Genomic DNA, 14,815 nt, shown 5'->3' with positions numbered 1-14,815 from the left:
GTTACTCCCCGTTTCGATAGGCTGTTGGTGTCTGCCCGAATTGCATCCGGAACGCCCGCGTCATTGCGCTTGGGTTCTCATACCCGCAGCGGCTGGCGATCTCGGCCACGGACTGCTGGGTCTCGACCGCAAGTTTACGCGCCAAATTCAGACGCAGGCGACGATAGAGCGCCTGCGGTGTTACACCCAGCTCGGACAAAACCCGGGTCTCAATCTTCTTTTGAGAGCACCCGAGCTGACGAGCGATATCCTTTATCATTACTGGCGCATCCAACGTGCCCTGCATGACGCCCAGCACCCGATTCACCAGCCTGTCTTCGGATTTCATCTGTGGTGAAGCAGCACTTGGTTCACCACGGTTCATCAGAAGATGCGCCACCTCCATCGACAACAGCGGCCCGTGATCCGCAAGAATCAGAGCAGTCGCCAGATCATAAGCAGCCATCGCGCCTGAACAGGTGATCCGGTCCCGGTCGATCACAAAACGTTCCTGCACGACCTCGACATCGGTAAAAGTTTCTTCGAACCGGGAAAGTTCATCCCAGTGAATGGTCGCGCGATGCCCTTCCAACAGTCCCGCACGCGCGAGCAACCAACTCCCTGTGTCCAGACCAGCCAGTTTGCGATGACGGGTTGCGGCCCTGCGCAAAGCGCGATGAGTATCGGGAACCGAGTGTTCCAGATACCCATAAGACGGCATGACAACCAAAGCATCACCCGCCTCAATGCCCATCGCTCCATGCGGCGCGACCTGCAACCCGCTGGAGCTTTGGACTGGCGCACCATGGGGTGAATAAAACTGCCAGGCATAGAGATCCTGCCCCGCCAAAGTGTTCGCCGCGCGCAATGGCTCAACCATGTTGGCGAGGCAAAGGTTCGAGAACCCGTCGAACAGCAAAAAGTTATAGATCTGGGTCAAATTTTTCTAACTCGGCATGATATCGTACGATTACTGCATGTCATTGTGTCAGGCAATTACGTTTCATTGCCAATCAGACATCAGGGGAACGCGTCATGCAATTTGGCTTAACCGAAGAACAGGAAATGATCGTCTCAACAGTGCGGAGCTTTGTTGAGAACGAGATTTACCCCCACGAAGCTGAGGTCGAACGCACCGGACAGGTGCCGCAAGAGCTGGGAGACGAAATCAAGCGGAAATGCATCGAACTGGGGTTTTATGCCTGTAACTTCCCCGAAGAAGTTGGTGGCGCAGGTCTCTCGCATCTTGATTTCACTCTTGTCGAACGCGAGCTCGGCCGAGGATCGATGGCATTGACCCATTTCTTCGGTCGCCCGCAGAATATCCTGATGGCCTGCAACGCCGACCAGCGTGAACGCTATTTGTTGCCTGCCGTGCGTGGCGAAAAGATGGATGCTCTGGCTATGACCGAACCTGACGCGGGGTCAGATGTTCGGGGCATGAAATGTCAGGCCGTTCGCGATGGCGGTGACTGGGTCGTCCACGGTTCGAAACACTTCATCTCGGGCGCGGAGCACGCGGATTTCTTCATCATATTCATCGCAACAGGTGTAGATGAAACTCCGAAAGGCCCTAAAAAGCGGATCACTACATTCCTCGTAGATCGTGGTACGCCGGGTTTTGAAGTGCGCGAGGGGTATAATTCAGTCAGCCACAAAGGCTATAAGAACTATATCCTGTATTTTGACAATTGCCGTTTGCCCGACGCACAGGTTTTGGGCGAGGTCGATGGCGGTTTCGCCGTGATGAACGAGTGGCTCTATGCAACGCGCCTGACTGTTGCTGCTTTTTCGGTCGGGCGCGCGCGGCGCTGTTTTGATTACGCACTGAACTACGCGGCTGAGCGCACGCAATTCGGCCAGCCGATCGGCAAGTTTCAGGGTGTCGGCTTTCAGATCGCCGACATGATCACCGAGATCGACGCTGCTGACTGGCTGACGCTCGCGGCCGCATGGCGTCTGGATCAGGACTTGCCCTCAAACCGCGAGATCGCCTCGGCCAAGCTTTATGCTTCGGAAATGCTGGCTAAGGTCACGGATACGACGCTGCAAATCTATGGTGGCATGGGTCTGATGGACGACTTCCCGATCGAACGGTTCTGGCGGGATGCGCGCGTAGAACGTATCTGGGATGGTACGAGCGAAATCCAGCGGCATATCATCAGTCGTGATCTGCTGCGGCCTCTGGGTGCCTGAGGCCCGAATGAGCAAGGATATCTCCCGTCTTCTACGCCCGGAATCCATCGCGGTGATCGGCGGCGGTGCGTGGTGCCAGCAGGTTATCCTGCAGTCGGAACGCATGGGCTACGCAGGGAAAATCTGGCCTGTCCATCCCAAGGCGGATGAAATTGCCGGGCACAAGGCCTACGCACGGATTGAGGACCTGCCATCGTCCCCGGACGCGGCCTTTGTTGGCATCAACCGTCACGCCACCGTTGAGGCCGTTCAGGTTCTGTCAGACATGGGCAGCGGCGGCGCAGTTTGCTTTGCCTCTGGCTTCTCGGAAGCTGCAGCCGAGGATCAGGCAGGAGGAGATCTGCAATCAGAGTTGATCAATGCAGCAGGCAGCATGCCTATTCTTGGGCCAAACTGCTATGGCTTTATCAATGCGCTTGATGGTGCGCTATTGTGGCCCGATCAGCATGGAGCCGCTCGGGTAGATCGAGGCGTTGCCATTCTGACCCAGAGCTCCAACATCTCGATCAACCTGACTATGCAGAAACGAGCTCTGCCGATTGCCTATATGGTGACTTGCGGGAACATGGCGCAGACCAGTCAGGCTGAGATCGCCATGTCGCTGATCGATGATCCACGGGTCACTGCCGTCGGTTTACATATCGAGGGTTTCAAGGATATCCGCGAATGGGAGGCCCTTGCTGCCAAGGCACATCGGAAAGGCGTGCCTCTGATCGCACTTAAGGTGGGCGCATCCGAACAGGCGCAGGCAGCAACAGTTTCTCATACCGCCTCACTGGCTGGGAGCGATGCGGGTGCGCAGGCTTTGCTAAACCGGCTGGGCATCCCGCGCCTGTCCTCGCTGCCCGAGTTTCTGGAAACCCTGAAATTGTTGCATTGTTATGGGCCTTTGCCGGGGGGCAACATTGCTTCGATCAGCTGCTCGGGCGGCGAGGCCAGCCTGATCGCAGATATAGCGATCGGCACTGGCCTCAGATTTCCAGAACTGTCCAGAGATAAGCAAACTCGATTGCGCGATGCGCTTGGTCCGATGGTCGCACTAAGCAATCCACTCGATTACCACACCTATATCTGGCGCGATGAAGAGGCGATGGCGAACGCTTGGGCCGGAATGACTGGCGACGACATAGATCTGACATTCACGATCGTTGATTACCCGACCACCGACCCGACGGATTGGGCCGCCGCCACGCGTACAGCACAAAAAGTGCGGGCAGATACGGGTGCGCGTTTTGCCGTGGTTTCTACCCTGCCCGAATTGCTACCTGAAGATGTAGCACAAACCCTAATGGAGGCCGGTGTGGTACCCTTCATGGGTCTCCGCGAAGCCCTTTCTGCCACGCGCGCGGCGGGTCAGGTCGCCGCACCTGCAAGCGCGCCAGTCTGCTTGCCGGGTACGTCTGATGTCACGCATACGCTGTTCGAAGCCGAGGCCAAGCAAGCTCTGGCTGCCCATGGTTTGCGCATCCCTCGGAACAGGTCCGTTCGTGGCGCAAAGGAAGCCCTCAGCGCGGCGCAAGAAATGGAAGCGCCATTTGCTGTCAAAGGCGTCGGCCTTGCCCACAAGTCCGAACATTCCGCTGTACGATTGAGGGTTCAGGCTGCCGATGTGACAGGTGTGGCAGCGGATATTGGAACTGATGAGATTCTGATCGAAGAGATGATCACAGGTGCGGTGGCTGAAATCCTCGTCGGTGTCGTGCGGGACCCTGCCCATGGCTTTGTGCTGACAATAGGGGCCGGTGGTGTCTTGACCGAAATATTGCGCGATACCACCTCTCTTCTGGTCCCGGCAACATCCGACAGTATTCGCGCTGCTCTCGGCGAACTAAAGATCGCGTCATTGCTGGCAGGCTATCGCGGCCAACCAGCGGCTGATATGGATGAAATCGTTGCCGCCATTCAGGCCGTTCAAGACTATGTAATGCAAAATGCCGAAACGCTCGGCGAGGTCGAAATCAACCCGCTTCTCTGCACGCCCACCCGGGCGGTGGCGGTGGATGCGCTTATCAGAAAGGCCTGAGAAATGGACCCGATCAAGACCCGCCGTGACGGCGCAATTCTCGAAGTGACGCTGGATCGGCCAAAAGCCAATGCGATCGATCTGGCAACCAGCCGCATCATGGGGCAGGTATTTGCCGAGTTTCGCGATGATCCCGAACTGCGCGTCGCGATCTTGACCGGAGCAGGTGACAAATTCTTTTGCCCTGGCTGGGACCTGAAGGCAGCCGCCGAAGGCGATGCCGTAGATGGAGATTATGGTGTAGGTGGCTTTGGCGGTTTGCAGGAGTTACGCGATCTGAACAAACCGGTCATCGCGGCCATCAATGGTATTGCCTGTGGTGGCGGGCTCGAGCTTGCGATTTCAGCCGATATGATCCTGGCCGCTGAACACGCAACTTTTGCCCTGCCTGAGATTCGATCCGGAACCGTTGCAGATGCGGCGAGCGTCAAGCTACCCAAACGCATTCCCTACCACATCGCGATGGAGCTATTGCTGACTGGACGCTGGTTCGATGCCGAAGAAGGTCAGCGTTGGGGCTTGGTCAATGAAGTCCTGCCTGCCGATCAACTGATGGATCGTGCCTGGGAATTGGCGCGTCTGCTCGCCTCGGGTCCTCCGCTGGTTTATGCTGCGATCAAAGAGGTCGTGCGCGAAGCTGAAGACAGCAAATTTCAGGACGCCATGAACCGCATCACCAAGCGCCAGCTGCGCACCGTCGATATCCTCTATTCCAGCGAAGATCAGCTTGAAGGCGCAAAGGCCTTCGCTGAAAAGCGTGATCCGGTCTGGAAAGGAAAATAAGTTCAAAACACCGCTGCCTTCATCGCATTGGCGCAGTTTTGCGCCAATCGCTTAGCTAAGCTTGTTTTTTGTCAGAACACACTTTTACTATCCTGCAATTCAGGCCACAGCTACTTTAACTGGAAGAAGGAATGTCAAAGCGGCCCGATGCAGGACAAGAAAACAGAACCAGAACTTGAGATCGGGCGCACCCTGCAGCGTTTGCGACAGGAACGTCAGCTCACGGTGACCGAACTCGCTGCGCAGTCAAAGGTTTCCGCGCCCATGATCAGCCGGATCGAAAATGGTCATGTGTCGCCGTCCCTTGGTACCTTACACGCGTTGGCAGATGCACTATCTGTCTCTCTGATGGCGCTGTTCAGCCATACCGACACGACCTCGGATGTGCATCACGTTCAGGCGGGAACCGGGTTGCCGTCGCGGCGTATCACACCAGACCATAGCCATGACTATCTACTGCTCGGCAAACACAGCGGGCCTAGCGGATCATTCCAATCCGCACGCATCCGCATCTCAAAACAAGACCAACGCAAGTTGCCGAACTATCAGCACGAAGGCTACGTCTTCATCTATATAATTGAAGGCAGTGCCATCTATGGTTGCGGGACCGAAGAGTTCGAGATGTCAGAAGGTGACACGCTCAGCTTCGACGCCAAGCTCCCACATGGGGTGCGGGACATCCTGTCAGACGAAATTGAATTCGTGACCGTGTCGACGCGACCGCATTGATCTTTGCAGATGCCCTAGGTTCCACGCCGCGTTTGCCATCCGATCAGGCTGAAACACGCAAACATTACTGCAGCAACACAAACAATGGATGGCCCTGCAGGCGTATCAAATATGTAAGCAGCCCGTAGCCCGGCGATTGCGGAAAATGCACCAATCGCCGCCGCAATCAAAGCCATCGCTTCCGGTGATCTGGCCAGACTGCGCGCAGCCGCCGCCGGGATGATCAGCATTGCAGCAATCAAAAGAACACCTACGACCTTTATCGCCACGGCCACTGTAACTGCCAGAGACAGCGTCAGGATCAACTGCTCTCGCTTGGGGTCAAAGCCGCTGGCATAGGCCAGCTCTTCATTCATGGTCGCTGTCAATAGCTGCGACCAGCGCCATACGATCAGGGCCACGACAAGCGCTGCGCCCCCCCAGATCACAACCAGATCGGTGCGTGACACGGCCAGAATATCACCGAAGAGATAGGCCATCAGGTCGATGCGAACACCGGACAGGAAAGATACGGCGACTAGACCGAAGGCAAGTGCAGAATGTGCTAGAACGCCCAGCAGTGTATCCATCGCGTAACCACGTCCGGACAACAGTGTCACGGTAAGTGCCATCGCAAGTGCAACAGCTAGCGCCCCAGTAAAGACGGACAACTGAAACGTCAGCGACAAAGCGACACCCAGGATTGCCGCATGGGCGGTGGCATCCCCGAAATAGGCCATTCGACGCCAGACAACAAAACACCCCAGTGGTGCCGCAGCAAAAGCAACGCCAATACCTGCAAGCGTCGCGCGCGTCATGAAATCATCCAGCATTATTCTGCGGCTTCCTGAGAGGTTTCATAGTGACCGTGATCGTGATCGTGATCATGGTCGTGATCATGGCGATAGAGGGCCAGTGCGCCTCCGGTACCCGTTCCGAACAGGGCCCGATATTCCGGGGCCGAAGCTACGACTGCGGGGGACCCTTGGCAGCACACATGACCATTGAGACAGATCACCCTGTCCGACGCGCTCATGACCACGTGCAATTCATGGCTTATCATCAATATGGCGCATCCGGTTTCACGCCGGACCTCTTCGATCTGACGATAAAACGCCGCAGACCCCGGTTGGTCGAGACCCTGAGTGGCTTCGTCCAAAAGCAGAACGTCGGGCCGATTGATCAACGCCCGCGCCAGCAAGACGCGCTGAAACTGTCCGCCTGACAATTGCGACATTTGGCGCTTTAGCAGATCCGGCACCCCAGCAGTTTCAAGCGCTTCTGTACATTGAAGCCTAGAGACACGATCCGTCAGACGCATGAATCTTTCCACTGAAATCGGCAGGGTCGGATCAATGTGCAGTTTTTGGGGGACATACCCGATTTTTAGCCCAGGCTTCAGTGTAACCTTACCTTCCGCAGGCTTGGTCGCGCCAATGACGGCACGCAACAGGCTGGTCTTTCCCGATCCGTTTGGACCAACGATCGTCACGATTTCACCAGCCTCAATCGTCATGCCGACATGGCGCAGAACGGTATTCGCGCCATAACGCACGCTGAGATTTTCAACGGTGATCAGGGTCATGTCTACGCCTTCTCGGTGCAGTCTGGGCAGAGTCCCTCGGCTTCTACAACGGTTCGCTCGATTTCGAAACCCGCCGCGCGCGCGGCTGCGCCGAGGACGCCATTGGACGGTGCCGACTGAGCTTCGGCGACAGCGTCGCATTTTCTGCAGATCATGAAGGCCGGGGAATGGACCTCTCCGGGATGAGAGCAGGCCACAAAGGCGTTCAAACGTTCAATCTTATGGACGAACCCGTACTGGACCAGAAAATCCAGCGCGCGATAAGCCACCGGTGGCTGCGAACCAAAACCGGCTTCGCGCAAACGATCAAGTATAGCGTATGCCCCAAGCGACTTGTGGTCTTGCAACAGCATTTCAAGAACTTTTCGCCGCACAGGGGTTAGCCGCAACCCTTCTTCCCTGCACCGAGCATCCGCTGTGGCCAACGCCGTTTCGACGCAATTCTTGTGATCATGCTCCTGAAATCCTACCGGCGCATCTTCACCAACCGAAATGGGGTGCATCTCACTTGTCATGTTATACCATATCATATATGCCGCTCGTAACGTTATAAAATCACACAGAGGGTCTGATGTCCAGAAAGCTGCTCCCACTATCGATTACCGCTGCATTGATGGGCGGAACCGCCATGGCGGATGCACCCAAGGTTGCGGTTGACATCGCACCCGTTCACTCACTCGTGGCCCGGGTGATGGAGGGGGTAGGAACGCCTGAATTGATAGTGCAGCCCGGTGCCTCGCCACACGAATACAACCTTCGTCCGTCAGAAGCAGCCGCACTGCAAGAGGCAGATCTGGTATTCTGGATTGGCGAGGACCTGACCCCGTGGATGGAAGGCGCTGTCGAGACGCTCAGCGACGGGGCGACTGTTACGGTGTTGCTTGAGTCGGACGGAACGGTTCTGCTCGATTTCCGTGAAAGTGCTTTGTTCGAAGCGCATGACCATAGCGACGACGAAGATCATGGGGATGACGATCATGACGATCACGACCATGCTGAGGATGATGGTCATGATCACGACGACCACGACGATCATGCAAAAGACGATGACGACGATCACGAGGATCATGCCGAGGACAAAGAGCATGATGATCATAATCATGACGAAGAGCATGCGGATGAGCATGACCACGATGATCATGAGGACCACGCCGGACATGACGACCATGAGGGCCATGCGCATGGCGAACATGATCCGCACGCCTGGCTCTCTCCGGTCAACGCAGAAATCTGGCTGAAAACGATCGCGGCGCAGCTTTCTTCGGCTGACCCAGACAACGCAGGTGCTTATTTTGCGAATGCGGCAGCTGCGCGTGAAGAAATGGCTGCTTTGTCAGCGGAAGTGGCCGAAACGCTGGCGCCGGTCAAAGGTGGCAGCTTCATCGTGTTCCACGATGCCTATCAATATTTCGAAGATGCCTTTGGCTTCCCGGCCTCGGGTGCAATTTCCCTCAGCGATGCGACCGATCCAAGCCCGGCAAGGATCGCCGAAATTCAGGGGCGTATCCGCGACGAAGGTGTGGATTGTGTCATGGCTGAACCCCAGTTCAACCCCGGAATTGTCGCAACCGTTCTCGACGGCACCGAAGCTAAAACCGGCATCATGGACCCGCTGGGATCTGATCTGGAACCCGGAGTAAATCTGTACCCGCAACTCATCCGCAATCTGGCCAAAACACTGTCTGAGTGCCTTTGACTCAATCAACAGCCTGGTTGGGAGTTGGTTCTGGCCAGGCTGAAATCAGACAAAGTTCTCCGCTCATCGTTCCAACAAAGTCATCAGTATTCGGCTACCGGCCTCTCTAAGCTGTCCAATTTGGCGGCTAAGCTGCCGGCGCAAGTCAATCATCGCCAGCGAACTTTCGATGCCGCGCTCGACCAGAGGTTGGGTCACGCCAATCTATTCCTCCAGAAACGCCGCCTCCACACCTGTACGGTCGGGAAGATCAAATTCTTGTCCGGATATCTGAGCCTCAAGTCTCGCGCGCGACGCGATCGCAATCGCCTGTCGCGGCCTGCCAATGGCCTAGATCACGCCACGAATACGAAAGGGAAGGGCAGATCGACCAAAGCAACCAGCGAGGCAGACGTAAAGAAATCCCTCACGACCTTTAAATCCCGAAGGATCGAGGCCATGCGTCCATTCTGCCCGCCCCGGGCTTACATTTTAAGCGCCATCAACTGATTGAACAGCCGCTCGGTGATCTTCAGGTCCGCCCGTTTTCCCGCTGTATCGATGAACCGTGTCCGCAATTTCTTGATCAGGAAATCGAACAACAGTGCAAGGCCAACCCCGAAGACCAGAGCCAGCAAGCTATCAACCACTTCGTTTGGCAGATTGGGGTCTTGAACGACCATGGTGAATCGCGACGTCACCAGCCCAAGCACGCTTGTCACCATCGCGGCCAATATGATCTGAATGTAGACCCCGCGCAGATCGCTGAACGCGGACCAAAACCGATGACCTTGCGGCCTAAACGATTCTCGTTCCAGCGGCGCGAGCATTATGCGCGCAATATCCTGCGCGTCTTGCGCAGTCGTGTTTCCTGTCGCCGCCAGATCTGAAGTTCGCTGAATCCGCTGCTGGCATCGATCACAAGAAAGCGTCGGTGTCTTCTCGATCCAGAACCACTAAAGGTTGAACATCTGGGGCAAACGCCAGGACCAGAAACAAGTTCAGGTCCAGTTTCAGTAACCGCGCTTTCCCAAAACCTGACTGTAGCCCACCGCTTCCACTGCGCTGACCGCCTAGGCGACTTCATTGCCCTAGAACACCCGAAAGATATCCACCTCGGACAACCCAAGACCCAAATGCTCTGTCAGTAGTCGGAGGTGCGTATTCAGCGGGTTAGTCGCAGTCGGGTTCACGACGGATATCACAAGGTTGGATCGGTCGGCTGTGCAACACCCAACGCGTCCAGGATATCGCCCGTGACCGCCAGCACGGCATATTCTGCACGACGTGCCTGAGCCTCAAGCTGGATCACCCGAACCTGCGCAAGATTCAACTCGCGCAACGCATCCAATATCTGTACCAGCGTGCTGCGCCCGATATCAAACTGTCCACGAGCTGCATCCAGCGCTTGCTCATTGATCTCGACAGCGCGCCGGGCTGTGGCGAGCCGTCGCTGAATTGAATTGGTCTCTTCCAAGGCCTGGGAGAGATTACGTTGCAACTCGCGCCGCAATTCTTCTTCATCAGCCCGGCTTTGTTGAAGATTCGCCCTTGCGGTTTCGACATTGGCGCGCGCGGATCCCCCTTGGTAAATCGGGACCGTTACACCCAATCGGGCCTGCACACCGTCGTCGATACTGCCCTGGTCGAAATCTGTCTCAAGAATCGCAGAGAGTGTTGGGCGGGTCGCTCGTTCAGCAACCACAACCTCTTGCGCACGCACTTGACTGAAGGCGACCTGAGTACGCAGACGCGGGCTGCGTGCAACCATTTGCTGCGAGGTGGCCGCTGCCAGAATGGGTGCGGGGGGGATGGTCGGAATAGCACCGGGTCGCGTTCCGAAGACTTCGACCCATGTTGCCGTCGCCAGTTCCACATCCGTCTGAGCCTGCGCTAATTCTGTCTCGGCATTAGACTTCCGCCCCTGCCCCGCCAGCAAATCCGCCACCGACCCCGCCCCGGCATCAAAACGGGACTGGAGGTCGCTGACCAAAACGTCCGTACGATCCAGATTCTGCTGGGCTTGTTCTTCGAGGCGGCGATTTCGATCCAGATCAATTATGGTTTCGATGGCCTCGAAGCTCAGCGCGCTCAGCTCTGACAATTCGTTTAACCAGGTCTGCCGGGCTTCAATCTGACGCAAACCCACACGACCCGAGACTTTGCCACCATCATAGATGATCTGACTAAGCCGCAGGATCGGTACGGTATCCCCATCGGACGTCAGGGATGTCTCGGCCTCGATCTGCGGCAGGAACGCGCCTTGCTCGGCATCAATGCGGGATTTCGAAGCCAGAACGCTGGCGGCTCCGGCTGCGGTGGTGGGCGACGTCGCGACAGACCTTCGCACCAACTCAGCGAATTCAGTGCGTGCGACATTTCCCTTCAGATTATTCCCCCCCGATAAGGGAGCGGGGGCTGGTGTCGCCCCGGGATCAAAGGACTTGGTTCCCTGTAAATCCTGACTGCAGCCCGCCAAAATAATAGTGGCTATCACAACCGACAACCATGCCCTCATCCCGCCAAAGCTCCTGATTTCAACTCTGAGATAAGCAACAAATTTCCAGTCAGTTAATCGTGGAACTTGCTGCCCGCATTTTGCGTTACAGGAGAAAGTGCGGTAAAAAAGTAACCATATTCTTTACGAGTTTAATGTTCTGGCACGACATCGGTTTATCAAGATGCGGGTCCAAAAAAATCAAGCGGAGCAAGGGCGCAGATCCCATCTGGTAATCCGCGAGCTTTCGGCCGCCAGCCATGTTCTGTTTGGCAAGTGCGATTCAACCAATCACAACTCATCCAACCTTGTTGCCTTGGCTCCAGACACCGCGCAAAACTGGTGTTTGACCCATGCGACGCACACGCAGAACGTCACCGCGCAGGCCAACATTCAGGATGCCACGGTCATCAAGACCAACAGCCGTCGCAGGATTACGTGTAACCGTGGCCACAGCACGAGGCAGGTCGTCCCAAACATTGGCAAGATGAAAAGCCGACAGCAGTAGCGCAGAGGGCACGTAGTCGGAAGACACAATTTCCAGAAGATCGGCCTTTGCAAGATCTTCAGCCGCGACATTGCCGGAATGCGAGCCGCCACGGATCAGATTCGGGGCACCCATCATGACGGCGATGTTGCGGGTACGGCAGGCCTCGGCCGCCTCGAACGTGGTTGGGAACTCGGCGAAAGTCACACCATTTTCGGACGATTTTTCGACATGCTGCGCCGTGGTATCGTCATGGCTGGCCAGCGCGGCGCCAAGACGGGCGGCCTCGATCACTGCACCGGCTTCGTGCTTTTCTCCGAAACGCTGCTGCAGACCACGCAGGTTCTCGACATGTGCAACGAAATCGGCGTCGGTCATACCGCGCTTTTTGGCGACATAGGTCTTCAATGCACTCAGATCGCTGAATTGGCGTTGACCCGGCGTGTGGTCCATCAGACTGACAATGCCAACCCTGTCTTCCGGCCCGAAGGTCGCCAATTCCTCAAGCAGTGTCTCCGAGCAGATCTCGGCCCGCAGGTGAAGGAAATGGCTGATCTTGAAATAGCCTGCGGCGCGCGCCGACAACAGTTCGTCCGCCAGTTTGCGGGCATAGTCGATGTAACGGCCCTTGCCGCTGTGAATGGAACCTACTCGCATGGCGTCGAACACAGTTGTGATTCCGGTCGAAGCCAGCTCGCTATCATGCGCGATCAGGGCCGGAAGATGAGGCCAGTCCACTTCCGGGCGAGGCTCGATATGACGTTCGATATTGTCGGTGTGCAGCTCGACCAGTCCCGGAAGGATGTAATCACCTGCACAATCGACCGCGCCGGTCGGAACATGATCCCCTTCGGTGATCTCGGAAATGATGCCCTGTTCGATTGTCACCGAACCGGTTACTACCCGATCGGGCATCACAAGCTGGGCATTCGCAAGGCACAGATTATCTGACATATCGCTGTCACAAGCCTTTGCCAAAGAGGGCGCGGGAAAAGGGGAATTCATGTCATACTCTCGATTTGCAATCTACTACGTGCCGCCCGAAGGACCATTGGAACAGTTCGGCGCGCGCTGGCTGGGATGGGATGTCGTGCAGGGCTGCGAGGTGCCTCAGCCCGATCTGCCCGATTTGCATGACGTTACGATGACACCGCGCAAATACGGCTTTCACGGAACGCTGAAACCACCCTTTCAACTTGCCGGAGGTTATTCGCTTGAAGCCCTGAAAGCGGCGGCGTCTGAGATGGCCGCTGGCCTGGCGCCTTCGAGCTGTGAAGGGCTGAGTCTGACGAGGCTGGGCCGGTTTCTCGCTTTGACCCCACAGGGCGATGTGAGCGGCTTGCAAAGAATTGCTGCGGCCTGTGTACGTGAGCTTGACCCGTTTCGCGCCCCAACCAATGAGGCTGAACTTGAGCGGCGGCGCGGTGCAAGGTTGAGCCCACGTCAAGACGCACTGTTGATCGAGTGGGGTTATCCCTATGTGATGGACGAGTTTCGGTTTCACATGACGCTGACGGGTCGGCTGCCGAATGGCGATATTCCTGTATGGACCGAGGCGCTGCGCCGCCATTTGCCAGCCTTGCCCGAGCCCTTCGTCATCGACCAAATTGCCTTGTGCGGCGAGCGCATTGATGGGCGTTTCGAGCTTATTCATCGGTACGCGCTCGCCGGTTGAAGGACCCCTGCGGCGCGCGCAACCGTCTCGGCCAGTGGGCCATCGTTGGAAATGGTGATAACGTCCAACCCATCGGGCAAGGGTTTTTCTGCCTGAGCAAGCCGATTTGCAATCTCGCTATCGCTTTCTCGGCCGCGAGTCGCCAAACGCCGTGCAAGAGTTTCCGGCTTCGCCGAGATATTCAGGACAATGAAGCGCGGGAATTTTTCTGCGGCCTGGAGCAGAGCTTTACGGGAGAAATTTGCCAGACAATCTGCGCCATCACTCAGCCGATCTTTGACGGCAACCGGTATCCCGTAGCAAAGCCCATGAGCAACCCAATGCACCGCAAAGGCACCATTCGCTGCCATTTCTTCAAATTCGGCGATTTCGACGGTGTCATAGTCTTCCCCGCCCAACTCTGGTGCCCGGGTGATTACGCGGCGCACCAAATGCAAATCGGGCAACAAGTCACAAAGCCCTAGCATCACACTGTCTTTGCCAGCCCCCGACGGGCCAACCACAGCGATGAGGCGACCCCGGGTCATGCCGCGACCCCGGGTGAAAACTGACTGGCGTCGATTTCGCGATCACAAACGCGCGCCCTAGCCGCTTCGTCGTGAAAGATGCCGATGATTGCAGTGCCACGCGCCTTTGCCTCTTCGATGAGCCTTAGAACAACCTCGCGATTGGCCGCATCCAGACTGGCAGTCGGCTCATCCAACAGCATCGCGGGATAAGAATAGGCAAACCCGCGTGCGATGTTGACACGCTGCTGTTCACCACCCGAGAAGGTAGTCGGTGAAAGGGTCCAGAGCCGCTCAGGAATGTTCAGTTGCCGCAACAGAGCTTCAGCCCGCGCCTTCGTGTCAGCAGCGGAAATGCCCACAGCCCGCAAGGGCTCGGCCACGACATCGACGGTGGGCACGCGCGGAACCACGCGAAGAAACTGGCTGACATAGCCCAGAACCTCGCGGCGCAGGGCGATAACTGTCCGAGGCTCTGCCTGCACGATATCCACATCACCGATGCGAATTTCTCCGCTTCGGGCCAGATAGTTGCCATAGATCATACGCATGAGGGTGGACTTGCCCGCTCCAGACGCGCCCGTCAGCGCTACGCATTCGCCCGGAGAGACCGAGAAGGATACATCATTCAAAACCTCAATCACGGCCGCGCCTTGATTATGGAGGGTGAAAGTCTTTGAGACGTTATTAAGCTCAATCAT

16 protein-coding genes are annotated in these 14,815 nt (G+C 56.7%); 6 read left to right on the top strand and 10 right to left on the bottom strand.

Annotation, left to right across the window (positions count from 1 at the left end; all coding sequences use genetic code 11):
* Position 1 precedes the first annotated feature (1 nt).
* Complete coding sequence (locus tag ACR0MJ_RS10285) at positions 2-919, bottom strand: GlxA family transcriptional regulator (protein ID WP_223118493.1); 918 nt, start codon at positions 917-919, stop codon at positions 2-4.
* A gap of 95 nt (positions 920-1,014) precedes the next feature.
* On the opposite strand from ACR0MJ_RS10285, the gene ACR0MJ_RS10280 reads away from it, so the two are divergent.
* The 4 genes from ACR0MJ_RS10280 (at position 1,015) to ACR0MJ_RS10265 (ending at position 5,710) form a co-directional block, all read left to right on the top strand.
* Entirely contained in the window at positions 1,015-2,175 is a 1,161-nt protein-coding gene (locus ACR0MJ_RS10280) for an acyl-CoA dehydrogenase family protein (protein ID WP_480760890.1), read from the top strand.
* A gap of 7 nt (positions 2,176-2,182) precedes the next feature.
* Positions 2,183-4,198, top strand: coding sequence for an acetate--CoA ligase family protein (locus ACR0MJ_RS10275; protein WP_480760889.1), 2,016 nt, complete (start codon positions 2,183-2,185; stop codon positions 4,196-4,198).
* Between the two features lie 3 nt (positions 4,199-4,201).
* Positions 4,202-4,981, top strand: a complete 780-nt coding sequence (locus tag ACR0MJ_RS10270; protein ID WP_170407705.1) for a carnitinyl-CoA dehydratase — start codon at positions 4,202-4,204, stop codon at positions 4,979-4,981.
* Positions 4,982-5,128: 147 nt separating this feature from the next.
* Entirely contained in the window at positions 5,129-5,710 is a 582-nt protein-coding gene (locus ACR0MJ_RS10265; RefSeq protein WP_480760888.1) for a helix-turn-helix domain-containing protein, read from the top strand.
* Positions 5,711-5,724: 14 nt separating this feature from the next.
* Here the strand turns inward: ACR0MJ_RS10265 and ACR0MJ_RS10260 are convergent, their stop codons facing one another.
* From ACR0MJ_RS10260 to ACR0MJ_RS10250, 3 genes are read right to left on the bottom strand one after another with little or no spacing between them, the layout of a single operon-like run.
* Positions 5,725-6,522 (bottom strand): metal ABC transporter permease, encoded by a 798-nt coding sequence (locus ACR0MJ_RS10260; protein ID WP_480760887.1) that lies wholly within the window; start codon positions 6,520-6,522, stop codon positions 5,725-5,727.
* Positions 6,522-7,274 (bottom strand): metal ABC transporter ATP-binding protein, encoded by a 753-nt coding sequence (locus ACR0MJ_RS10255; RefSeq protein WP_170663527.1) that lies wholly within the window; start codon positions 7,272-7,274, stop codon positions 6,522-6,524. The genes ACR0MJ_RS10260 and ACR0MJ_RS10255 overlap by 1 nt, the downstream gene beginning before the upstream one ends.
* A 2-nt stretch (positions 7,275-7,276) precedes the next feature.
* Positions 7,277-7,789 carry a Fur family transcriptional regulator gene (locus ACR0MJ_RS10250; protein ID WP_170512013.1) on the bottom strand — a complete coding sequence of 171 codons (513 nt, stop codon included), beginning with the start codon at positions 7,787-7,789 and terminating at the stop codon, positions 7,277-7,279.
* Between the two features lie 56 nt (positions 7,790-7,845).
* On the opposite strand from ACR0MJ_RS10250, the gene ACR0MJ_RS10245 reads away from it, so the two are divergent.
* On the top strand, positions 7,846-8,970 hold the full coding sequence (locus tag ACR0MJ_RS10245) for a zinc ABC transporter substrate-binding protein (protein ID WP_480614327.1): 1,125 nt from the start codon (positions 7,846-7,848) through the stop codon (positions 8,968-8,970).
* 63 nt (positions 8,971-9,033) lie between these two features.
* Here ACR0MJ_RS10245 and ACR0MJ_RS10240 read toward each other — a convergent pair whose 3' ends face one another.
* The 4 genes from ACR0MJ_RS10240 to ACR0MJ_RS10225 form a co-directional block, all read right to left on the bottom strand.
* Positions 9,034-9,168, bottom strand: a complete 135-nt coding sequence (locus tag ACR0MJ_RS10240; RefSeq protein ID WP_480760886.1) for a hypothetical protein — start codon at positions 9,166-9,168, stop codon at positions 9,034-9,036.
* A 266-nt stretch (positions 9,169-9,434) separates the two neighbouring features.
* Entirely contained in the window at positions 9,435-9,779 is a 345-nt protein-coding gene (locus tag ACR0MJ_RS10235; protein ID WP_480760885.1) for a hypothetical protein, read from the bottom strand.
* A gap of 371 nt (positions 9,780-10,150) precedes the next feature.
* Positions 10,151-11,299, bottom strand: a complete 1,149-nt coding sequence (locus ACR0MJ_RS10230; RefSeq protein WP_170732767.1) for a TolC family protein — start codon at positions 11,297-11,299, stop codon at positions 10,151-10,153.
* Positions 11,300-11,744: 445 nt separating this feature from the next.
* Positions 11,745-12,887 carry an alpha-D-ribose 1-methylphosphonate 5-triphosphate diphosphatase gene (locus ACR0MJ_RS10225; protein WP_480760884.1) on the bottom strand — a complete coding sequence of 381 codons (1,143 nt, stop codon included), beginning with the start codon at positions 12,885-12,887 and terminating at the stop codon, positions 11,745-11,747.
* 49 nt (positions 12,888-12,936) lie between these two features.
* Here ACR0MJ_RS10225 and ACR0MJ_RS10220 point away from each other — a divergent pair, with 49 nt between their 5' ends.
* The gene (locus ACR0MJ_RS10220) at positions 12,937-13,608 is read left to right on the top strand and encodes a DUF1045 domain-containing protein (RefSeq protein WP_170509537.1); all 672 of its coding nucleotides are present in this window, start codon (positions 12,937-12,939) and stop codon (positions 13,606-13,608) included.
* Here the strand turns inward: ACR0MJ_RS10220 and phnN are convergent.
* Together phnN and phnL are read right to left on the bottom strand one after the other, a co-directional pair.
* Positions 13,584-14,135, bottom strand: coding sequence for a phosphonate metabolism protein/1,5-bisphosphokinase (PRPP-forming) PhnN (gene phnN, locus ACR0MJ_RS10215; RefSeq protein WP_480760883.1), 552 nt, complete (start codon positions 14,133-14,135; stop codon positions 13,584-13,586). The genes ACR0MJ_RS10220 and phnN overlap by 25 nt on opposite strands.
* On the bottom strand, positions 14,132-14,815 hold the full coding sequence (gene phnL, locus ACR0MJ_RS10210; RefSeq protein WP_480760882.1) for a phosphonate C-P lyase system protein PhnL: 684 nt from the start codon (positions 14,813-14,815) through the stop codon (positions 14,132-14,134). Before phnL ends, phnN begins: the two co-directional genes overlap by 4 nt.

This window comes from Ruegeria sp. C6 (assembly GCF_056537625.1).
This window is presented reverse-complemented; position numbering and strand designations above follow the sequence as displayed.